Source organism: Brevibacillus sp. FW306-2-1A-C05A (assembly GCF_058781555.1).
Map to the genome: position 1 here is coordinate 174,103 of NZ_JBYSWV010000001.1, position 22,041 is coordinate 196,143.

General features: G+C 52.1%; 23 protein-coding genes. All 23 read right to left on the bottom strand.

Annotated features, from left to right (window positions below):
- Positions 1-18 precede the first annotated feature (18 nt).
- The 23 genes from fliY to dprA all read right to left on the bottom strand — a co-directional run bounded on the left by fliY (position 19) and on the right by dprA (position 21,969).
- Positions 19-1,380 (bottom strand): flagellar motor switch phosphatase FliY, encoded by a 1,362-nt coding sequence (gene fliY / locus AC3WJN_RS00905; RefSeq protein WP_005834240.1) that lies wholly within the window; start codon positions 1,378-1,380, stop codon positions 19-21.
- On the bottom strand, positions 1,373-2,368 hold the full coding sequence (fliM, locus tag AC3WJN_RS00910; RefSeq protein ID WP_007777779.1) for a flagellar motor switch protein FliM: 996 nt from the start codon (positions 2,366-2,368) through the stop codon (positions 1,373-1,375). The genes fliY and fliM overlap by 8 nt, the downstream gene beginning before the upstream one ends.
- Positions 2,369-2,409: 41 nt before the next feature.
- Positions 2,410-2,865 carry a flagellar basal body-associated FliL family protein gene (locus tag AC3WJN_RS00915; protein ID WP_005834243.1) on the bottom strand — a complete coding sequence of 152 codons (456 nt, stop codon included), beginning with the start codon at positions 2,863-2,865 and terminating at the stop codon, positions 2,410-2,412.
- Between the two features lie 14 nt (positions 2,866-2,879).
- On the bottom strand, positions 2,880-3,101 hold the full coding sequence (locus AC3WJN_RS00920) for a flagellar FlbD family protein (protein WP_005834244.1): 222 nt from the start codon (positions 3,099-3,101) through the stop codon (positions 2,880-2,882).
- Positions 3,102-3,171: 70 nt separating this feature from the next.
- On the bottom strand, positions 3,172-3,990 hold the full coding sequence (flgG, locus tag AC3WJN_RS00925) for a flagellar basal body rod protein FlgG (protein ID WP_007777776.1): 819 nt from the start codon (positions 3,988-3,990) through the stop codon (positions 3,172-3,174).
- 102 nt (positions 3,991-4,092) lie between these two features.
- The gene (locus tag AC3WJN_RS00930) at positions 4,093-4,488 is read right to left on the bottom strand and encodes a TIGR02530 family flagellar biosynthesis protein (protein ID WP_005834248.1); all 396 of its coding nucleotides are present in this window, start codon (positions 4,486-4,488) and stop codon (positions 4,093-4,095) included.
- A gap of 24 nt (positions 4,489-4,512) precedes the next feature.
- Positions 4,513-5,754 carry a flagellar hook-length control protein FliK gene (locus AC3WJN_RS00935; RefSeq protein WP_007777774.1) on the bottom strand — a complete coding sequence of 414 codons (1,242 nt, stop codon included), beginning with the start codon at positions 5,752-5,754 and terminating at the stop codon, positions 4,513-4,515.
- 64 nt (positions 5,755-5,818) lie between these two features.
- Positions 5,819-6,733 carry a MotE family protein gene (locus AC3WJN_RS00940; RefSeq protein ID WP_005834251.1) on the bottom strand — a complete coding sequence of 305 codons (915 nt, stop codon included), beginning with the start codon at positions 6,731-6,733 and terminating at the stop codon, positions 5,819-5,821.
- Positions 6,734-6,745: 12 nt separating this feature from the next.
- A complete protein-coding gene (fliJ, locus tag AC3WJN_RS00945; protein WP_005834253.1) occupies positions 6,746-7,192 on the bottom strand; it encodes a flagellar export protein FliJ in 447 nt (148 codons plus the stop codon).
- 1 nt (position 7,193) lies between these two features.
- Complete coding sequence (gene fliI, locus AC3WJN_RS00950) at positions 7,194-8,513, bottom strand: flagellar protein export ATPase FliI (RefSeq protein WP_007777772.1); 1,320 nt, start codon at positions 8,511-8,513, stop codon at positions 7,194-7,196.
- Complete coding sequence (gene fliH, locus AC3WJN_RS00955; RefSeq protein WP_007777769.1) at positions 8,510-9,328, bottom strand: flagellar assembly protein FliH; 819 nt, start codon at positions 9,326-9,328, stop codon at positions 8,510-8,512. Before fliH ends, fliI begins: the two co-directional genes overlap by 4 nt.
- On the bottom strand, positions 9,312-10,325 hold the full coding sequence (gene fliG, locus AC3WJN_RS00960) for a flagellar motor switch protein FliG (RefSeq protein WP_005834258.1): 1,014 nt from the start codon (positions 10,323-10,325) through the stop codon (positions 9,312-9,314). The genes fliH and fliG overlap by 17 nt, the downstream gene beginning before the upstream one ends.
- A gap of 12 nt (positions 10,326-10,337) precedes the next feature.
- Positions 10,338-11,924: a flagellar basal-body MS-ring/collar protein FliF gene (gene fliF / locus AC3WJN_RS00965; protein WP_005834259.1), complete on the bottom strand. Its 1,587-nt coding sequence runs from the start codon at positions 11,922-11,924 to the stop codon at positions 10,338-10,340.
- Positions 11,925-11,953: 29 nt separating this feature from the next.
- On the bottom strand, positions 11,954-12,253 hold the full coding sequence (gene fliE, locus AC3WJN_RS00970) for a flagellar hook-basal body complex protein FliE (RefSeq protein ID WP_005834260.1): 300 nt from the start codon (positions 12,251-12,253) through the stop codon (positions 11,954-11,956).
- Positions 12,254-12,272: 19 nt separating this feature from the next.
- Complete coding sequence (flgC, locus tag AC3WJN_RS00975) at positions 12,273-12,731, bottom strand: flagellar basal body rod protein FlgC (protein ID WP_005834262.1); 459 nt, start codon at positions 12,729-12,731, stop codon at positions 12,273-12,275.
- A gap of 2 nt (positions 12,732-12,733) precedes the next feature.
- Positions 12,734-13,147, bottom strand: a complete 414-nt coding sequence (gene flgB / locus AC3WJN_RS00980; protein WP_007777766.1) for a flagellar basal body rod protein FlgB — start codon at positions 13,145-13,147, stop codon at positions 12,734-12,736.
- A 363-nt stretch (positions 13,148-13,510) separates the two neighbouring features.
- On the bottom strand, positions 13,511-14,290 hold the full coding sequence (gene codY / locus AC3WJN_RS00985) for a GTP-sensing pleiotropic transcriptional regulator CodY (protein ID WP_007777763.1): 780 nt from the start codon (positions 14,288-14,290) through the stop codon (positions 13,511-13,513).
- 41 nt (positions 14,291-14,331) lie between these two features.
- Positions 14,332-15,729 (bottom strand): ATP-dependent protease ATPase subunit HslU, encoded by a 1,398-nt coding sequence (gene hslU / locus AC3WJN_RS00990; RefSeq protein WP_005834268.1) that lies wholly within the window; start codon positions 15,727-15,729, stop codon positions 14,332-14,334.
- Positions 15,730-15,748: 19 nt separating this feature from the next.
- Positions 15,749-16,291, bottom strand: a complete 543-nt coding sequence (gene hslV, locus AC3WJN_RS00995; RefSeq protein ID WP_005834269.1) for an ATP-dependent protease subunit HslV — start codon at positions 16,289-16,291, stop codon at positions 15,749-15,751.
- Positions 16,292-16,306: 15 nt separating this feature from the next.
- Complete coding sequence (gene xerC / locus AC3WJN_RS01000; protein ID WP_007777759.1) at positions 16,307-17,248, bottom strand: tyrosine recombinase XerC; 942 nt, start codon at positions 17,246-17,248, stop codon at positions 16,307-16,309.
- Positions 17,249-17,321: 73 nt separating this feature from the next.
- A complete protein-coding gene (trmFO, locus tag AC3WJN_RS01005) occupies positions 17,322-18,626 on the bottom strand; it encodes an FADH(2)-oxidizing methylenetetrahydrofolate--tRNA-(uracil(54)-C(5))-methyltransferase TrmFO (protein ID WP_005834272.1) in 1,305 nt (434 codons plus the stop codon).
- A gap of 39 nt (positions 18,627-18,665) precedes the next feature.
- Positions 18,666-20,744: a type I DNA topoisomerase gene (gene topA / locus AC3WJN_RS01010; RefSeq protein WP_005834274.1), complete on the bottom strand. Its 2,079-nt coding sequence runs from the start codon at positions 20,742-20,744 to the stop codon at positions 18,666-18,668.
- Between the two features lie 109 nt (positions 20,745-20,853).
- Positions 20,854-21,969: a DNA-processing protein DprA gene (gene dprA, locus AC3WJN_RS01015; protein WP_005834276.1), complete on the bottom strand. Its 1,116-nt coding sequence runs from the start codon at positions 21,967-21,969 to the stop codon at positions 20,854-20,856.
- Between the last annotated feature and the right edge of the window lie 72 nt (positions 21,970-22,041).

The window sequence follows — 22,041 nt, forward strand, 5'->3', positions numbered from 1 at the left end:
TTGCTCTTGATTTGTGGTTTATTGCAATTTTTGAACACGATCAAACTGGCTGATGATATCGGTGACGCGGACACCGAAATTCTCGTCGATGACGACAACCTCGCCTTTGGCAATCAACTTGTTATTGACCAAAATGTCTACATGCTCACCTGCCAGCTTGTCCAACTGTATGATGGATCCGGCAGACAAGTCAAGAATTTCTCTAATCAACTTTTTGGTACGTCCCAGCTCCACCGTTACTTGCAGCGGAATGTCTTGCAAGAGATTCAAATTTTGCAGTTCTCCTGTGTACATCGGGGACGCGCCAAGCGGTGCAAACTGCGCTGGCACGACATTTGCCTGGTTGGCTGCCGGGCTTCCGAAATGCTGCGGCGCTGGCGGAGCCATCGGCGGTTGCTGGTAAACGCCCGGATACGGAGCATACCCCGGCGGCATCGCATATTGCGCGTATGGGTCCGGATACATCGGTTGCCCCGGATAACCCATCGGCGGAGCATATCCAGCCGGTGGCTGCTGCATCGGCTGCTGTGCAGGAGGCGGCGGCGCTACAGGCGGTACGTGGCTCTGTACAGGCTCCTGCTGCACAGGCTGGGCTGGCGGTGGAGCGGACGCGCTCGGGGCCGGAATAGACGGCATTTCCGTCTCGGCTACAAGTGCTGCGGCTGCCTCGTCATCCGAGCCTCCCACCAGTCGGTCGATCATTTTCTTCGCAAAAGAAAGCGGCAAAAGCTGCATGATATTCGAGTCAATCAACTCGCCATGTTCGCCGACTTTCAAGCGGAAGGAGACTTTCACCAGCGGGCTGTCATCGTCGGAGAAGCTGTCTCCGCCCTTGCCCTGCGCCAAGTCCATCACGTCGATGCCCGGAGGTGTAATGTTGATGAACTGGTTGAAGATCGTGGACATGGATGTCGCCGCTGAACCCATCATTTGGTTCATCGCTTCCTGGACTGCGCTGATGTGCAGCTCGGACATTTCCGTATCGGCAGGCTTGCCATCTCCCCCCATCATCAGGTCTGCGATTACCGCCGCATCTTCCATCCGAATGACCAACAGGTTGATCCCTTTGAAGCCATCCGTGTACTCGACGTGGACCGCCACATGAGGAATTGGAAACTCGCTTTCCAACTCATCCACGTTGACAACGGAAACGGTCGGCGTGGTAATGTCGACTTTCTGGCTTAACAAAGTGGATAACGCGGTTGCGGCGCTGCCGAAGGAGATATTTCCGATTTCGCCAAGCGCGTCCTGTTCAAACGGGGAAAGAAAATCAGCCACATTCTGACTCTCCGCGGGCTTTGCTTCCTCTTCGTCCTCAACCAAGTTGTTCGCGCGAAGTAGCGCGTCAATCTCGTCTTGAGAAAGCATATCTCTACTCATTTTGGTCCTCCCCCTCCTCTATGACTTCATCAATCTGCACGGCCATTCTGCCTTTGAGCGTACCCGGTTGCCCCAGGAACTTCAACTGATCGCCTATCTTGATCTTCAGCTTGCTGTCAAGCGACTGATCCAACTGGATGACATCGCCTTTTTGCAGCGCCAGAAAATCGCCGACGGTAATCGTAGCCGTCCCCATTTCCGCAATGATCGGCAGTTTGGCCACCTTTACTCGTTCTTCGACACGCAGGCGTTCATCTTCATCCCGTGTCTTTTTCTGCTTGGAGAACCAGTACTGACCGGAAAGCTTGGTCATGATCGGCTCCATTACGACGTGAGGCAGACAAAGGTTAATCATTCCTGTCGTGTCCCCGATTTTCGTACTGAACGAGATTACGACGACAATCTCGTTTGGCGAGACAATCTGCATGAACTGGGGATTCATTTCCAGTCCTTCCTGGTACGGATCAAGCTCAATAATTTGCTTCCATGCCTCGTGGAATGTATCCAGCGCCTTGCCGAATACTCGCTCCATCACCGTTGTTTCAATTTCCGTAAGTGCACCCATTTTTTCCGGGATTGCACCCTGGCCACCAAGAAGCCGATCCAGCATGGTATAGGCGATGTTTGGATTGACCTCCAAGACCATTCGTCCTTCCAAAGGAGGAGCTTCGAAGATGTTCAAGATGGTCATCTTGGGAATGGAGCGTATAAATTCGTCATACGGCAATTGATCGACGGAGGCAACCGTAATTTGCACGAAGGTACGGAGCTGAGCTGAAAAATAAGTAGTCAACAGCCTCGCATAGTTCTCATGGATTCGTGTCAAGCCACGGATCTGGTCTTTGGAGAACCGCAACGCGCGTTTGAAATCATACACTTTGACTTTGCGCTCAGTCTCTTCTTTTTTCAGCTCGTTGGCATCCATCTCACCAGATGATAGAGCGGCCAACAACGCGTCAATCTCACTTTGTGAGAGAACCTCGGCCATATGTCGTCACCTCCTTGCTATGTATCCGTGTGATCGCTTCCCTAGGACAAGACCCGCTTGGTCGTCACGACTTGCACGATTTTGCCTTCTTGCATCAGGGAGCTGATTTCATTCATGATTTTCGCTTCCAGCTTGTTTACGCCTTCGGTTCCTTTTATGTCTTCTGGTGTCAGGCCAGCCAACGTTTTAATAATCACCTGATTGACCTGTGGCAATCGCTGCTCCAGTTCCGTTTTGGCATCTGCACTGTCCGCTGTAATGCTGAAGCGCACAATCATGTAATTGTTCGTCAGCAAATTGGTTGTGATCTCGCCAGTATCTACGGAGTACTCCTGCATTTCTTTCGCTGACAAAGGCTTCACTTCTTTTTCTTCGGAGCTGGCCGTCTGCGCGGCCGGAGAGAGATACGTTTGCCAGAGCACAAACGAGATGACTCCCAGTAGCGAAATCGCGATGATGATAATTAGAGCCATGTTAAACAAACGATTTTGAAACATCGCAATGCCTCCCGCTATTCATTTAAATCGTCCGGCAGCTTGGGTGCAGTCGCTATCGGATGAGCGTTTTGATAAAAAGCCTGAACACGTTCAGCGATGGACTCTACGGAATCCTTCACGATGTACTTCCTGTCGTTGAACAACGTAATCACGGTATCGGGTGTTGCTTCAACCGTTTCGATGTGAGTGATGTTCAGATAAAACGCAGTGCCGTTAAAACGGGTCAGTTTAATCATCGTGTGCTCCTTTTCGGGATTAAACAGGGGAAGGAGTAAATCGCTTCCCCGCCTAATCCACTGCAAGAAGTTATCGTTTCAGATTCACCAGTTCCTCGAGAACGGAATCGGACGTCGTAATGATCCGCGAGTTCGCCTGGAAGCCGCGCTGCGCCACGATCATTTCCGTGAACTCTTCAGAGAGGTCGACGTTGGACATTTCCAGTTGACCGGCAATGATGCTCACGCGTGCATCTGCTGGAGTAACTGGTGTCATTGGGTCTTCGTCACGAGCACCGGCGTTCACCGTGTTTTCATAGAGCGAATTGCCGACTTTTTTCAGACCGCTCGGGTTGTTGAACGTCATGACGCCAATCGTGTTGTCGGCTGCAAGCGCGCCCGCATCGTCTACGGTCGTAATGACGCCGTCTTTGCCGATGGAGTAGGAGACGACACCGTCAGCCTGGCTGATCTGGATCGGAGCAGCATCGCTGTTCAACAGTTTCAGTCCTTGCGGATTAACCAGGAAGCCTTGGGAGTCGCGGGTGAAGTTGCCTGCGCGCGTGTAGTAGATCGTCGCGCCGTCATCCGGGCTCACCATGAAAAAGGCGTCGCCTTCAATGGAAAGGTCTGTCGGCAAGTTTGTCGTCATCGGGCTTCCCGCCGAAAACACGGTATCAATCGATGCGATCGAGGAACCGAGACCGATCTGGGTCGGGTTGGTACCGCCTTTTCCACCGTCGGTCGGAGCGCCGGCACCTTGCACATTTTGGCTCAAAATATCTTGAAACATGACACGGCTTTTTTTGAAGCCAACCGTATTTACGTTCGCAATGTTGTTCCCAATGACATCAAGCTTTGTTTGAAAGCCGCGCATACCTGAGATACCTGAATACATGGAACGAAGCATGATCTGTCTCCTCCTCTGCTCTCTTACAAGTCTGGATTACCTCTGTCGTTCGGTAACCCGTAGGCTTCCTCCGGAGAGGTCCAGCCCGCTCGTACAGGCCATTTATACGAAGATGGCGCTGTCGATGTTGGTAAATACATTGTCCTTCATGCTGCCATCGTCCACAGCGGTAATGATTTTCCGATTTACGATGCTCACGACATAAGCCACGTTATCCATAATGATGAGAGATTCTCTGGCCCCTTTGGAGGCTGCCTTTTGAACCGCTGACTCCAAACGTTCCAACTGATGCCCTCCAAGCGCGATTCCACGTTGCTGCAGGCGGCTCATGGCATGCTGACTGAACGAAAGTGGCTGTGCTTTGGCATGTGGAGTCGTCGATTCGGTCAAGTACTGTTGAAACGTTTTGCTGGCTCCCGGCGCTGTCTGGGCAGCCGCTTTGGTGACGTGATTCGGTTTCGGAGGGAAATAGGGCTGCGCGACACGAAAATGGTTCATGCTGCTTCCTCCTTCATTCCATCCCTAGACGAGATCGTCCACTCCACGGGCTGATTCCCGCAGGCGATTCCATAGCGACTCGCTCGTTTCACTGCTGTCTACGAGCGCCTCTAGCGCAAACTCTTGTTCAGCCTGTTTTTGTTGCTGTTGCTGCTGATTGTCCCGCTGCTGTCCGGCTTGCTCGCGCTGTTGCTGGAAGCTGAATGCCGTGTCCTGCTGTTGATTGACCTCCAGACGATCGACCTGCAAGCCTTGCTGCGTCAAAGCCAGCCGCAATTGCGGAAGCTGGTTGTCGAGCAAATCTTTTCCGGCCTGTGTCTCGGCGTGGAACTGGGCGGTAATTACCCCGTTGTGCGAAGTAATCGTCACGTCCACCTGCCCGAGCGACTGCGGATTCAAGATCAGCCGTGCTTCATGCACACCGTTATGGCCGCTTAGTTGCAGCTTGGAAACGAAAAGCTGGGTAAGCTGCTGCGGCAATTGGTTCGCGTTCACATGGTGCGTCTGTCCGACTGCCTGTTGAAAACTTGCCACGCTTTGCGTCTGAGGCGCTTGCTGGGAAACAACCGAAATTTGGTTCGCTGTCGTCAGCAGCGATTCCTCCGGGTTTCCTTCCTGATTCAGCAGACTGCCGGAAAGCGTCGGCTGGATCGGTTGGGAAGATACTCCCGCTTCCAGCTTGTAGGCAGCCAGGCCGAGGTTCATCCGCAAAGGCGAAATCGTCTTGAACGCTTCTTGCTGCGATGCATTTAGATTGGGAATCGTCTCGGAGCGCAGCGGCAGCGCGCCATGCTTCGCTTTGCTTTCATTGCCTTTTTGGTTCTTCAGTGCTTCGAGAAGTGCGGCCACCTTGTCCATCTCATCGGCAGATGCTTCCTTTTGCGAAAGCTTGGACAAAAGTTGCTTGAGATCCACTCCAGCCTGCGAGGCAAGCTCCATGCCTTGTCCGGACACTTTGCCCAAAAGCTGTTCAACCGCTGCTGCCTTTTCGCCTACTTGCTCGTTCAGTTCTGCGTTTCCTTGCTGTCCTGCGGCAAGCAGTTGAGCGATCAACGCCATCAGTTCATCGAGCAATTTCTGGTCTTCCTCTGACAAGCCTGCCGGAGAAGCAACTACCCCTTTGGAGTCTAGCATCGTTTCAAAAGTTTGCAGCATTTGCAAAGAGAACAACTGCCCCATGCCAGCATCTCCATTGCCTGTGGCAGCACCGACAGATGTGACGCTCCCGGCTGAACCTACTGGCGGAGTCAGATTGGCTACATTCATCTCGTTCACCTCCTCTTTTGGATTTGTTGCTTATGGAAACGACAACGAAAAGCCATGCTTTTTGTTATCGAAGCAACTCTTCTGTGATGCGTGCCGCCAGATTGTCTTTCTCTTTTTTGTCTTCCTTGGCGATCGCAGAGAGTGTTTGCGCCCGCTTGTCCGCAGGCATTTCTTTTAAGAGGGTAAGCGCTCTGCTCTTGTTCGTACTCATGAGCGAGCGAATGACCGCAGCAGAATCTTCTGCCGGCATCTGCGCGAATGTCTCGCTCAGTGCCTGGTCGTTTGCGCTGGAGGAAGAGCCGCTGCGTGTCTCGCTAAGCGCCTTTGTCAGCACCTGAACCCGCTGTTGCAAGGCCGCAATGTCGTCGTCCTTGTTGACAACAGAATCTTTCAGCAGTATCGAAATGTCTGCCGCTTTTTTCGGGTCCATCTTTGCCAAAATGTCTGCGCGCTGATTGGGCTTCATTTTGGTCATGACCGCGACAGACTCGTCCAGGCTCAAATTTTCGATGATGGCTGCTGCGTTTTTCGCTGACATCGTCGTGTACACTTTGGCGAGGTCCGTAAACTGCTTTTGCCGCTCCTCTTCGCTGGCTCTTTGTTCCTCCATGAGCTTGTTCAAGTCTTGCACCTGCTTTTCCAGCGCTTGAATCGTGGCGTCTTTTTTCGCTGCTTCTTCTTTCAGCGCGGAAATTTGCTGCTGATTTTTCGCCTGGTCTTGCTGCAGGGTCGCCACTTGCTTCTCCGTGTCTGGTTCTTTCTTTTCCTCCTCACCGGACAGCGTGTCGTATTCGTCCGGGACGAGCTTTTCCACGTACGGTATGGAGTTAGCCCAGTGGAGAACATTCCCTAGCACGTTCACTCCCAGCAAGCTCAGGAGAACGCCGCCAAGGAGGCTGGCAAACAGTGCAGGAATGACGATCATGTAAAAAAACCATTCCAACCTGCCGTATTCCCGTTCTTCTTGGATTTCTTCCATCTGGTACCTCCCTTAGTTGCTGCGGCGAAGATAGAGCTGCGTGCCGATCTCATCCATTTCTTTTTGCTCACGCTGTCTCTGCTCGTCGAGAAATTGATGGAGAGATTTTTCCCGCAGTCGTTGCCACAACTGGGACTCTTTCATTCTCTCGGTCAAATGGGACTGACAGCGCTCCACGTCCTGCTCACACCCGCGCAAGGTTCGTTGCTGCCTCGTAATCGAGCGGGCTACCGCTTGCTGGTACTGCGCGATAGAGATAAGCTGCGCCGCGCTGCACGTCTGCATTTGCGCTTCCTCAAGCATATGGGTCATCTCATCATGCTGTTCAGTCAATTGCACAAGTTTCCACTCTTCTTCGTTTTTGCGCTGAATCGATTTCCCAAATGCCCACTCTGCCTGCTCTTTCTCTTTTTCCTTCAGATCCAGAACTTTTTGGAGATGAAACTGAAACACTTTCACTCTAGTTCACTCCTCCGAAATGGGCTAACAGCGCCTTGATTGCGCTTTGAAGGGTCGAGGGCTCATGTGTGCCTTGGGCCGTAAACTCAGAAATGATGTCTTTATAGCGGATCGCGGCATCAATGTCGCGGTTTGATCCTGGCTTGTACGCTCCGATGTTAATCAAGTCTTCCGCTTCCCGGAATGTCGCCAGATGCTTTTTCAACTGTCTGGCGGCTTCCTTGTGCTCGTCCGAGACGATTTCCGACATGACGCGGCTGACGCTTGCCATCACATCAATGGCAGGAAAATGGCCTTTTTGTGCGATTTTCCGGTCGAGGACAATGTGTCCGTCCAAAATTCCCCTCGCCGTATCCGCAATCGGATCGTTCATGTCATCCGAGTCGACGAGTACCGTGTAAAACGCCGTGATGCTGCCTTTGTCGGCCGTTCCTGCCCGCTCCATCAGCTTCGGCATCAGGGCGAACACGGACGGGGTGTAGCCGCGTGTGGCTGGAGGCTCTCCGATGGCTAGTCCCACTTCCCGCTGCGCCATGGCAAACCGGGTGACAGAATCCATCATCAGCATCACATTCAGTCCGCGATCCCGGAAATATTCGGCGATCGAGGTCGCAATCAAGGCTCCCTTGATGCGAATCATGGCCGGCTGGTCGGAAGTGGCGACGACGACGACAGACCTCTTTAGCCCTTCTTCCCCCAGATCGCGTTCAATAAACTCCATGACTTCGCGTCCGCGCTCCCCGATCAGCCCGATGACGTTGATGTCCGCCGTCGTATTGCGGGCGATCATCCCCATCAGAGTACTTTTCCCTACCCCTGATCCGGCAAAGATGCCGACACGTTGTCCTTTTCCGACCGTCAAAAGTCCGTCTATGGCGCGTACGCCGACGCTGAGCGGCTCCTTGATGCGCGGGCGCAGGATCGGGTTCGGCGGGAGGTTGTTCGTCGGATAGGAAGCCAGTCCGAGCGGCAGCGTCCCTTGATACGGCCTGCCCAGTCCATCCAGCACCGAGCCGAGTATTTCCGGCCCTACTTTTACTTCCAGCGATCGGCCCGTCGCCACAACGTCGCAGCCCGGTCCGATGGCTGTCAGCTCGCCAAGCGGCATCAGCAGCACTTTGTTTTCCCGAAAACCAACCACTTCGGCGATAATCGGCTCTTTGCTGTTCGTCGGGTACAGATGGCAAATCTCGCCGAGCTTCACTTCGGGTCCTTGCGACTCGATGGTCAGGCCGACCACCTGTGTCACTTTCCCGTTCACGCGTAGCGGATCGAGCTCATACAGCGCCTGTCTGTACTTGGATATGTCCAGGATGCTCATCGGGACTCACTTCCTCCGGCAATCGCAAGCAATGCTTGTTTGATCTCTTCTAGTTGTGTATCCACCCGTGCGTCCACGCTTCCGAGCTGTGTGCGAATGACACAGCCGCCATCTGCTATCGTGTAGTCCGGATAGATGGAAAGCTCCGCCTGTCCTTCCAGCAACGCCAGCAGTTGGGGGCGATGCTCGGAAACGTAATGGAAGTAGTTGTGGTTGACGCAGATCGTGATCTCGCCGTGGACTCGCGAGCGCCGCAGCGCTTTTTTCGCAATTTCCAGCACCTGCTCCGGATTTTGCTGCAGTTCCTGTCCGATAATTTTTTTGGCGATTTCCAGGGCCAGCTCTACCAAAAACGGCTCTGCTTCCGCGATGATCTGCTGCTTGCTGCTGTATGCCTGCTCCAGAATCGCACGCGCCTCGGCGAGTGCTTGCGTCTCTTCCTCGTACGCTTGCTGCTTGCCTTCTGCAAAGCCTTTTTCGTGTCCTTCGGCCGTCGCTTGCTCCTGCGTCGAGCTGAACAACTGGGCAGCCTCCTGCTGTTTCTGCTCCCACCATTGCTGAATCTCCAGCGAGGCTTCCTGCTTCAGTTGTTCGGCCTCTTCTATCGCTTGGCGGAGAATGGTTTGCGCGGTTTCTTCCGCGTCTGCCAGAATCGTTTTGGCCTCTATTTCAGCTTCTTGAAAAATTTGTAGATTTTTTTGCAACCTTTCGGGATCACTTTCCGTCTTAGGTGGTACAGGCGTCACCGAGAGGAGGACAGAGTCCTCTGAAGGCCGATAATTCGCCACTTTAATGATCCTAGACAATGATATCATCTCCTCCACCGCGGGCGATGATGATCTCACCAGCCTCCTCTAAGCGACGGATAATCGCAACGATACGAGATTGTGCTTCTTCGACGTCGCGCAGACGAACTGGTCCCATGAACTCCATTTCTTCTCTGAAAGTGTCCGCCATCCGTTTGGACATGTTGCGGAAAATAACTTCGCGAACTTCTTCGCTGGACACTTTGAGCGAAAGCTGCAAATCCGCATTTTCCACGTCGCGGATGACGCGCTGAATGGAGCGGTTGTCCAGTGTGGCGATATCTTCGAATACAAACATGCGCTTCTTGATTTCTTCGGCCAATTCGGGGTCCTGAATTTCGAGAGAATCGAGAATCGTGCGCTCCGTCCCACGATCGACACCATTGAGAACTGCCACGATTGCCTCGATCCCGCCAGCTTGCGTATAATCCTGTGTCACCGTTGCCGAGAGCTTCTGCTCGAGGACTTGCTCCACCTGGGCGATCACTTCCGGAGAAGTGCTGTCCATCGTCGCAATCCGCTTCGCTACCTCAGCCTGGCGCTCTTGCGGCAAAGCCGACAAAATCATCGCAGCCTGCTGCGGTTCGAGATAAGAAAGCACCAGTGCAATGGTCTGCGGATGCTCGTTTTGGATGAAGTTTAAAATTTGACCAGGATCTGCCTTCCTGGCAAAATCGAACGGCCGCACTTGCAGGTTTGCCGTCAAGCGATTGATGATATCCATCGCTTTCGTCTCGCCCAGCGCTTTTTGCAAAATTTCTTTTGCGTACGTAATGCCGCCTTGCGAAATGACTTCCTTCGCTACGGCGATTTGGTGAAATTCAGCCAAGATTTTATCTTTTTCATCAGTATCTACTTTTCGCACATTGGCAATTTCCAATGTCAACTGCTCAATCTCATCCTCACGCAAATGCTTGAACACCTGGGCAGAGATTTCCGGCCCTAGTGAGATGAGGAGGATAGCCGCCTTCTGTCTTCCCGACAACTCTTTAGCGCCGCGAGCCATATCTTTCACTCCTTAATCTTCTGCTAGCCAAGTACGAAGCAGAACAACAAATTCATCCGGCTTGCTTCGCGCCAATTTTTCAAGCTGTTTTCTGACCACGACCTGGTCTCCATCTTCCTGATAGATCAAGTCAGGGATTTCGGCAGGTTGGTTTGGAGCCAGCAAGTCTGACATCTCTTCTTCCTGTTCCTGCTTCGCTTGGTTGCGTCTGCGGATGATGAGGAAGGCTACAGCGGCGAGAGCCAGCACGGCAATACCACCAACGGTCCACAATACAGCCGGGCTGAGTGCACTGGATTCTTCGACAGCCACTTTGCCAGAAAATTGACGTGGGAGAACGGAAATGTGTTTGTCCAGTTCTTCTTCGCTCAAATCGGTCGCTCTGTCGCTCAGTGTCACACGGACGACATTGCGCAGTACCTGTTTGATACTTTCGATTGTAGCAGCATCTAATTCTCCGCCAGTCGGCGGTTCGACCCCTACGTTGATCGTCAAATCTTCAATCTTGTACGGGCTTAGTGTAACATTTCGCGTGATTCGATTGACTTCGCGGTTAATGGTATCATTCAGTTCTTCATACTGACTGTTGCTGCCCTGAGGATTGTTCCCTGGGTAGTTGGGGACTGCATTCGCGCCTGTTCCGGCGATGCCCCCCGGCGGTTGGCCTTGACCCGAGAAAGCTTTTGATAATTTTTGAGAAGAGATGATAAGTCCTTCGTTGTTCTCTTTGTCGGGCGCCTCCACGAGATTTTCCACGCGGTTTTCCTTATCAAAATTCATTTTGATAAATGCGTGCACAATCACTTTGTCTCGGCCCATAATCGTTCCAAGCAAGTTGTACAGGTTTTGTTGAATCTTCTTCTCAACCTCGGACTTGATTGCTTCTTGCTGTTTGAAGCTGCTTAATGTTCCTTCTGCTTCGTTGCCTTCCGCGCGTTCCAGCGGATTCGAGTATTGGTCCGTAATCGCGATGGCGTCCATCGGCAATTTCGGAACGCTTCGGGAAACGAGCAAATACAGCGAGTTAATCTGCTTTTGATCGAGCGTCGTACCCGGTTCCACGTCGACGATGACCGATGCCGTTGCCGTATCCGGTGTCTCTGTCACCCAAACACTTTCCTGCGGCAGTGTAATCATCACTTGTGCCGAGCGCACGCCTTTCACACGTTCGAGCATTTTGCGCAGCTCTTGTTGCAACGCTTCTTTTTTCATCACATCGAATTGCCTGTCGGTAACACCGAGCGTATTGGAAAAAATCTCAGAGTTGATGCCTGCCTGGCTGGGGATTCCTTGTGCGGCCAGATCGACGATGACATCCTGTGCCATTTTTTCCGGTACTTCAATGCTTGTCCCATTTCCCGTAATCCGGTACGGAATCTGCTGGCCTTCAAGTTCTTTTTTGATTGCGCCGATTTCTTGCTCGCTCAGTCTCTGATCGTAGAGTGGCTTGTAGACCGGCTGAGAAGCGATGTATATGTATAAGCCCAGCGAAATTAGCAGAAAAAGCGAGATTCCGGCAATCATCCATTTTTGTTTCTTGGAAAACTGGTTCCATTTAGACGTAAGCTGATTTCTGTATAAAGCTAAACGTTCGTTCATGATTCACCTCTCACTGGATAAAACGACAATCAAATCGGCATTCGCATGATTTCTTGGTAGGACTCGATCATTTTATTCCGGACTTGCATGGTCAATTGCAGCATCACGGAAGCTTTTTGTCCGGCGACTGTCAATTGATGCACATCCGTAATTTCTCCGGCAGCGAATCGATCTGCGAGATTTGCCGATTCTACTTGAGCCTGATTCACCTGGCTTAGCGCGTCCGTCAAGTACGACGAAAAGTCTTTTGTCACTTCGGCAGGCGTTGGCAGTTTGTTTGCGACAGGCGTCCGAACCGGAACCGTTTGGGAAAGTGCGTTTATGTCCATCTTTTATTGTTCACCTGCTTTATTTGATTTCCAATGCTTTCAACATCATCGCCTTGCTTGCGTTTAAAGCTGTCACGTTGGCCTCATAGGATCGTGATGCCGAGATCAGGTCGACCATTTCCTTCATCGGATCGACATTCGGCAAAAGCACGTAGCCCTCTTGATCCGCATCGGGATGAGCAGGGTCATATACGCGTTTAAATGGCGTGGTGTCCTCCTGAATGGCCGTGACTCTTACCCCTTGTTCTCCGCCACTGCCAGAAACAGTTCCCACTGCCGCCTGCAGAAAGCTGTCGAACGATTGGGTCGAGCGGGGTGACAATTCGACCATTTTTCGACGGTACGGCTGCCACTTGCCATCGACAAAACTCGCGCGTGTCGTTTCTGCGTTCGCAATATTCGACGCGATCGTATCCAGGCGCAAGCGATTGGCAGTCAATGCAGAGGCACTCGTATTAATTCCTTGAAACAAGCTCATCGTTATTTCCCTCCACCCTCAATGACACTGCGCAGCTTCTGGAAATGCCCTGCTGTCAGTTGTGTTAAGCCGCTGTACCAGATCTGGTTTTTCGCCAGCTCTGTTGTCTCTGCTTCCAGATCGACATCATTCCCGCTGTTCTGCACGTAGCTATTCGGATTGGAAACGACTTGAGGCATTGCAAACCCGCCGGCATTGCCAAATGGAATATGGCGTTGATCGGTGCGATAAGCCGCAAGCTTCCCATTTCCTATTTGCCCATTTAGTTCCTCTTGCAGATAGCCCTCAAAAATTACCTGTTGACTTTTGAATTGAGGGGTATCGATGTTGGCAAGATTGTTCGCGATCGTCCGGTGCCGCAACGTCGCGGCATTCATCGCTCTCTCTAGGACCTGCAGATGATAGCTCTCCAGCATATAGCCTTCTCCCCCAATTATGTGTCAATTCATTTCCACAAAACTGCCTATAATTCCTGTATTTTCGACATCCAATTTACGATTCAATCATAGCAAAATCGTAATAGTGAAAAAAGCCCCTATTGATGGCGACTTTCAAAATGATTCAATGGCACTAAATCCCTGTTTTTTACTTGTTTTGACATGCAATCCATATTCAATGCGTCACAAGTGGGCTAGCACTAAAAAATCAATAGATAATTTCTGGAAGCGGTTTGTCGGACATTGTTGAAACTGGGTATAAATACCCATGAAAAAAGGTATAGCAACCGATGTCGCTATACCTTCCAGTTCACTTTGACTAAACTTTTATTGCAATTTTCCTTACGAAGTTTTGAGCTTTTCCAGCTCAGGCAGCAGTTTTTCGTTCAAAACTTTGATAAAAGTTCCTTTCATTCCCAAGGAACGGGATTCAATGACGCCCGCACTCTCCAGCTTGCGCAGTGCGTTTACGATAACGGAGCGGGTAATGCCTACGCGATCGGCAATTTTCGAAGCGACGAGCAAGCCTTCTTTGCCTTCGAGCTCTTCAAAAATGTGCTCAACCGCTTCCAGCTCGCTGTAGGACAAGGAACCGATTGCCATTTGCACGACAGCCTTGCTGCGCGCTTCTTCCTCAATCGCTTCCGAACGCTCGCGCAGGATCTCCATTCCTACTACGGTCGCGCCCACTTCCGCGAGGATCAGGTCATCGTCCACAAACTGGTCGTTGATGCGTCCGAGAATCAGTGTACCCAAACGGTCTCCGCCACCCATGATCGGAACGAGAGTCGTCCAGCCGGAACGGAATACGTCTTTCATCTCCACCGGGAAAATAGTGTAAGGGCTTTCTACGTCCAGGTTTGCGGACGTTTCTTCCACTTTCAGAAGACCTTGGCTGTACGCCTCTGGAAAACGGCGCTCTTCCAGCATTTTGCGCATGCGGCCATTGTCCATTTCCTGGTGGATGGCAAAACCAAGCAGCTTGCCTTTGCGACTTACGACAAATGTATTCGCTTCAATTACGTCACTCAGCACTTGCGCCATTTCGTTAAAATTAACAGCATGGCCCGCAGATTTTTGCAACATGCGGTTAATTCTTCTTGTTTTCGACAGTAGATCCATCTGTATTTCCTCCCAATGTATGTGTACTACCTACCCAATCATTATAAAATGTATTGACTCAAGTCTTTGTTCCCCGCGATCGATCCGAGCTTTTGCCGGACGTAATCAGGGGTGATTTGCACAACTTCCAGATGAATTTCCGGGGCTTCAAACGAGAGATCCTCCAGCAGCTTTTCCAGGATGGTGTGCAAGCGTCTAGCACCGATGTTGTCTGTGCTCTGATTGACTTCCGCAGCCATTTTCGCGAGCTCCTGGATCGCTTCCTGCGTAAATTCTACCCGCACGCCTTCTGTTTCCAGCAAAGCCACATACTGCTTGAGCAGCGCATTTTTCGGTTCCGTCAAAATTCGCACAAAATCCTCGACGCGCAAGCTCGTCAGCTCAACCCGGATCGGAAAACGCCCCTGCAGCTCAGGAATCAAATCAGACGGTTTGGCCATGTGAAACGCTCCAGCCGCGATAAACAGGACGTAATCGGTTTTTACCGGACCGTATTTCGTCATAACCGTAGAACCTTCCACGATCGGCAAAATATCTCGTTGCACGCCTTCGCGGGATACATCCGGTCCACGGCCGTCCTTGCCTGCAATCTTGTCGATCTCGTCGATAAAGATAATGCCATGCTGCTCTGCCCGACGGATCGACTCTTGCGTAACTTCGTCCATATCCACCAGTTTTTGCGCTTCCTGCTGAATTAATACCTTTCGGGCATCTTTAATTCGCAATTTTCGCTTCTTCGTCCGTTTAGGCATCAAGCTGCCGAGCATATCCTGCATTTGCATCCCCATTTGTTCTGTACCCGGAACCTGGAACATGTCGAACATCGTTGGCGATTGATCTTCTACCTCTATCTCGATCATTTGTTCTTCCAACTGTCCATTCGCTAGTTGCCAAGCCACCTGTCTGCGCTGTTGCAGAACGGAAGCTTCTTCCTGGTCATGCGACGTTTGCTCTTGCTGCTGTTGTCCGCCGAACAGCATTTCCAGCGGATTTTTGAACGAGCTTTGCTGTTTCCGGGATGGAACCAATGCGTTTACGATCGCCTCGTTGGCGAGCTTTTCCGCTTTTTCTTTGACGGATTCCACTTTTTCCTGCTTCACAGTTCGGATGGAGGCTTCCACCAGATCGCGCACCATCGACTCAACATCTCGTCCTACATAGCCAACCTCGGTGAACTTGGTCGCCTCTACTTTGATAAACGGCGCGCCGGTCAGCTTGGCGATCCGGCGGGCAATCTCGGTTTTCCCCACCCCGGTCGGTCCGATCATCAAAATATTTTTGGGAACCACTTCGTCAATCATCTGCTCCGGCAAAAGGCTCCGACGATAGCGATTGCGAAGCGCCACAGCGATGGCTTTCTTGGCTTGTGCCTGCCCGACGATGTATTTGTCCAAATGCTCTACGATCTTACGCGGAGTTAATTGCTCAAGATTCAGCACAGAAGTTCCTCCCTTTTGCTCAATTCAACTCATCCACCACAAGATTGTTGTTCGTGAACACGCAAATCTCCGCAGCGGTTCGAAGTGATGCTTCTGCAATTTCCCGGGCACTCAGGTGCGGCGCGTATATTTTCAGAGCGCGACCGGCAGCCAGGGCAAAACTTCCGCCAGAGCCGATCGCCAAAATCCCGTCATCTGGCTCGATGATTTCTCCGTTGCCGGAGATCAGCAGCAGGTGATCCTTGTTGCCGACAATCATCATCGCTTCCAGGCGGTGCAAAACTTTGTCCAAACGCCACTCCTTCGCCAGCTCAACAGCAGCCCGCTGAAGGTTTCCATGGTATTCCTCGAGCTTGCCTTCGAACTTTTCAAACAGCGTAATTGCGTCGGCAACTGAGCCTGCAAATCCTGCCAAAACTTCTCCGCGATAGAGCCTTCTCACTTTTTTGGCCCCATGCTTCATGACCATGCTGTTTCCAAAGGTAACCTGACCGTCACCGGCCATCGCGGTTGCCCCGTTATGCGTAATAGCGAATATGGTTGTTGCGTGAAACTGTTCCATCACTGATTCCTCCCGTTATGTCCGATTGGCGGAACCTGTACTATTCGGGTTAGCCCGCGGGTGAGCGGTGTCATATACATGGCGAAGTCGCTCCTTGGTCACATGCGTGTAAACCTGCGTCGTAGAGACATTGACATGTCCCAGCAGCTCTTGGACCGTCCGGAGGTCAGCTCCTCCATTCAACATGTGGGTCGCAAACGTGTGACGAAAGGTGTGAGGTGAAGCACGCAAATGAGAAGCGCACATATCTACGTATTTGTCTACAATCCGGCGGACGCTGCGGTCGGACAACGGCTCTCCGCGATAGTTAAGCAGCAGGTTGCCGTGATCTACTCTGCCGGCCAACAGTTTTTCTCTTCCATACTCTAGGTATTGCCTAAGAACGTCGCAGGCATAACTTCCCACAGGCACATACCGCTCTTTTGCCCCTTTTCCATATACAAGCGCGACGCCCATGCTCGGATTCACATCGTCGACTGACAAGGTAACCAGCTCAGAAACTCGCATGCCGCTCGCGTACAACAGTTCAAATATCAGCCGATCGCGTATTCCTAAAGGCGTTGATGTATCTGGCAGATCAAAAAACGCTTGAACTTCTTGTGGATACAAAAAGGAAGGGAGTTTCTTCTCCATCTTCGGAGTGGAAACGAGTTGGAACGGATTTTGCTCCAGTTGACCTTCACGCAACAAAAATCGATACAAGCTTCGCAAACTCGAGAGCTTGCGCGCAATACTTCGCCGGGATAACCCCCTGCCCGCCAAGTGCGCGAGAAAGGAGCGACCATGCAAATAAGAAACAGCAGCAAATGCAGAGATTTGGTGCTGTTCCATAAAGGAGACAAATTCGCTGATATCTGCCATATACTGCTTTACCGTATGAGGAGAGGCGTTTTTTTCGACTCGCAAATAACGGGTAAACATCGCAAGATCCGCAGAAATTTGTTGCGAAATGTCCATATGGGATGCACCCTCCTCGAAGCACCTATATAGTAACACAGACGAAATTCGGATATCAACGCTAATTGTGTCGTTATTGTGTAAAATTCTGAATTGTATCTAGCGCCCGCTCAGCAAGCTTTTCGTTTTTCTCACGCTTGTTGCGAATGCGCTCTGGCCACTCGGGAACCAGCCCGAAATTCGCGTTCATCGGCTGAAAATGTTTCGGATCCGCCGTCGTAATATAGCGCGCCATGCTGCCCATGACCGTTTCCGGCGGGAGCACGATCAGCTCTTCGCCTTTTGCCAGACGCGCGGCATTGATGCCTGCGAGCAGTCCGGAAGCGGCAGATTCCACGTAGCCTTCCACCCCTGTCATTTGGCCTGCAAAAAACAAGGTGTCCCGCTCCCTGTACTGATACGTAGGGCGCAGCAGCTTCGGCGAATTAATGAACGTATTGCGGTGCATGACGCCGTAACGGACGATTTCGCAGTTTTCCAGGCCAGGGATCAGCGAGAACACCCGCTTTTGCTCCGGCCATTTCAGATGGGTCTGGAAGCCGACGATGTTGTACAAGGTAGCCGCGCCGTTGTCCTGGCGAAGCTGAACGACTGCGTACGGCTTTTTGCCTGTGCGCGGGTCTGTCAGACCGACAGGCTTCATCGGGCCGAACAGCATCGTTTGGCGTCCGCGTTTTGCCATGACTTCGATCGGCATGCAGCCCTCGAAGAAAATTTCTTTTTCAAACTCCTTCAGCGGAACCGCTTCGGCGGCAATCAGCTCATCGTAAAAGCGATTAAATTCTTCCTCCGTCATCGGGCAGTTCAGGTAAGCAGCCTCCCCTTTATCGTACCTGGACGCCACGAAGACTTTGTTCATGTCGATCGAGTCTTTTTCGATAATTGGTGCTGCAGCATCATAAAAATATAGGTATTCTTCCCCAGTCAGCTCCTTGAGCTTTTGGGAAAGCGCTGGCGATGTCAGTGGTCCTGTCGCAATGACGACGATGCCATCCGCGGGAATGTCGGTGATCTCGTCGGTGATAACCTCGATCAGCGGATGATTTTTCACAGCATCCGTGACATAGCCAGCAAACTCATGCCGGTCTACCGCAAGCGCTCCCCCTGCCGGAACGGCGCAACGGTCAGCAGCCTCGATAATGACCGAGCCTAGACGGCGCATTTCTTCCTTTAATACGCCGACGGCATTGGCCAAGGAGTTCGCGCGCAAGGAGTTGCTGCAGACCAGTTCCGCGAATTTGTCGGTATGATGGGCAGGTGTCTGGGTCTTAGGCCGCATTTCGTACAGCTTGACGGGAATGCCTGCCTTGGCAATTTGCCAGGCAGCCTCGCTTCCGGCCAAACCCGCGCCTACTACAGTAATAGTTGGTGTTGTCATGCTGTTCTTCCTCCAAGCTACAAATTCTACCTCGTCCAATCAGGAGTCTGCTTCTTCCTGATAGTCGCATTTGGTGCAGACAACGCTAACCCCTTGCTTCTTGCGCTTTTTCTCCACGAGTAGGCTTGCGCATTTCGGGCAAGGACGGGCAATCGGTTTGTCCCACGATACAAAATCGCATTCCGGATATCGGTTGCAGCCGTAAAAAATACGGCTCTTCTTAGATTTACGTTCGATAATGTGTCCAGTTTCACATTGCGGGCACTTTACCCCTGTTTCTTTGACGATCGGTTTCGTGTTGCGGCATTCCGGGAACCCGGAACAAGCGAGGAACTTGCCGAAGCGCCCGAGCTTGTAGACCATCACGCGGCCGCACAGCTCGCAAGTCTCGTCAGACTCTTCGTCTTTCAGCTCGACTTCCTTCATTTCTTCTTCCGCTACGGCCACTCGCTTGGCAAAGTCACCGTAAAACGCATCGAGAATTTGAACCCAGTTCGCTGTGCCTTCCTCGATTTCGTCGAGATCGGACTCCATATGGGCGGTAAACTCCGCATTGAGAATTTCCGGAAAAAACTCCTCGATCAGCGTAATGACGATTTCGCCCAGCTCTGTCGGGATGAACCGCTTTTCCTCCAGCGCGACATAGCCGCGCTTCTGAATAGTTTCCAGCGTTGGAGCGTACGTAGAGGGACGGCCGATGCCGCCTTCTTCGAGCGTCTTGATGAGACGCGCCTCCGAGTAACGCGGCGGCGGCTGGGTAAAATGTTGCGCCGGCGTTATTTCTCGCTGTTCCAGCGTCTGGCCTTCAGCGATTGGCGGCAGGAAGCTCTCTTCTTCCGTGCCGTCATCATTTCCTTCTATATAAACCTTCATAAATCCAGGGAACTTCACTTTCGAGCCAGTCGCCCGGAACATGACGCCCCCTGCATCAATATCTACACTCATGGTATCGAGTACAGCGGAAGACATCTGGCTCGCCAGAAACCGCTCCCAAATGAGTCGATACAAGCGCAGTTGATCTCTCGACAAAAATTCCTTGATCTCATCCGGCGTACGTGCGACCGAGGTTGGGCGGATCGCCTCGTGCGCGTCCTGAGCGTTTTCTTTTTTGACCTGGACACGAGGTTCTGCCGGTATGTAGTCAGCGCCGAATTTTTCCAGTATGTACTCTTTCGCCTCATTTTGCGCGGTTTCGGATACGCGGGTCGAGTCTGTACGCATATACGTAATCAAACCGACTGCGCCTTCCTTGTTGCCGACGTCAATCCCCTCGTACAGCTCCTGGGCGATCCGCATCGTCTTGGCGGTACGGAAATTGAGCTTGCGCGCGGCTTCCTGTTGCAGAGAACTGGTGATAAACGGCGGTGCAGGATTGCGTTTGCGCTCGCGCTTTGTTACCTTTTGCACGACAAACGACTGATCCTTCATTTTGTCCAGCACGCGCTTGACGTCCTCTTCCGACTTCAGCTCGACTTTTTCATCCTCATAGCCGTAAAACTTCGCCTCAAACTCTTTGCCGTTGCTTGCGAGCTTGGTGGCAATCGTCCAGTACTCTTCGGGAATGAATTGCTGGATTTCGCGCTCCCGATCCATAATCAGCTTGACGGTGACAGACTGGACGCGTCCGGCGCTCAAACCTTTGCGCACTTTTTTCCACAGGATCGGGCTGATGTTGTAGCCGACCAGCCGGTCCAAAATACGCCGCGCCTGTTGGGCGTTCACCAAATCCATGTTGATATGGCGCGGATGCTTGAACGCTTCCTTGATCGCGTCTTTGGTAATCTCGTTGAACACCACGCGAAGCGGCTGGTTCAAATCGAGTCCGAGATATTGGGCCAGATGCCAGGCAATTGCTTCCCCTTCGCGATCCGGGTCGGCTGCCAGATAGACTTTCTTTACTTTTTTGGCGGCATCCTTCAGGCCCTTGAGTACATCGCCCTTGCCGCGAATGGTTATGTATTTGGGTTCAAAGCCATGATTGACATCTACCCCCATCTGACTTTTCGGGAGGTCGCGCACATGTCCCATGGACGCTTTCACGATATATTTGCTACCCAGATATTTTCCAATGGTTTTCGCTTTCGCAGGGGATTCTACGATTACGAGCGTATCAGCCATTTTTTTCCTCCCCTTTTAGTAAGGAATCTTCCCTATTATTAAATATGCTTATCCGATTTGTCAAACACTTGCAAGCTTTAGGGGATTCCCGGGAAAGGTCAAACATGCCTTAGCGCCGCGCGAAATACCCCCCTGGCAGTGCCGCAAGCACCCCTTTTGCCTCCAGTCGGACAAGCAATTGGTGCACGTTTTTGCGCCGGTCAGGCTCCAGTTGCTGTACAAGCTCATCCACGTGCACGCCTTCGTAAGTGATCGCCTCCACAATCACGCTTTCCTCTGCGGTAAGCGTCATGGAACTGCTGCCTTTTCCGGCGACAGACGCTGATTCAGCACCGCTCGCATAAGCCCGCGGCAACTCCTCCAAGATATCGCAGGGTCTTGTTACTAGCTTTGCTCCTTGTTTGAGCAAGTTATGCGGCCCTGCGCTCATCAAGGAAAAAATCGGGCCTGGAACGGCAAAAACGTCGCGTCCTTGCTCCAGCGCACAGTCCGCTGTAATCAGCGATCCGCTTTTTTCTGCTGCTTCCACGACTACTACGCCCAAACTTAGTCCACTGATAATGCGGTTTCGCTCGGGGAACAGCCCTGGGACGGGCGGAGTATCTGGCGGGTATTCGGACAAAAGTAGTCCAAAAGATTCAATTTTTTCGTAGAGCATTTGATGCCTTGGCGGGTACACATGATTCAGCCCGCAGCCCAATACGGCGATGGTCTTTCCTCCAGCCGCAAGCGCCGTCTGATGCGCTTCGCCATCTATGCCATAGGCCAGACCGGATACAATCGCAAGCCCCGCCTGCACCAGCTCTTTCACCAAATACGCGCAGCTCGCCCGGCCGTACGGCGTTGGCTTGCGCGAGCCGACAACACCGATGGCCGCCTCTGCAAGCAGCTTGCGATCGCCTCGGCAAAACAGCGTCAGCGGCTGGTCAGGAATATGCCGCAGCAAGGAGGGATAGTCTTCGTCAAAGATGCAAAGAAAGCGAGTCCGACTCGCCTCCCGTTTTGCTAACAGGTGCATGACAGCCGCGGCATTTGTTTGCATATCAACTTGTTGCACAAGCTCGACAGAAAGCCCCAACTCTTCCCCGATCAAAAGCCAATGATCGACAGCATTCTGAAAAGACCCTGCTGTTTCGCTAATTTTCCTGATTGTTCGACGTCCCAACCCCGGTGTCATCGCCAGTACATACAGCCAATCTCGCTCACTGATTTGCGGTTTGCCCATCAAACACCCTCCTTGCATTCCAAGCGTTACCTTGGACGGCTTCGAGTGCTATTGTAGCGAAAGACAGCGGCC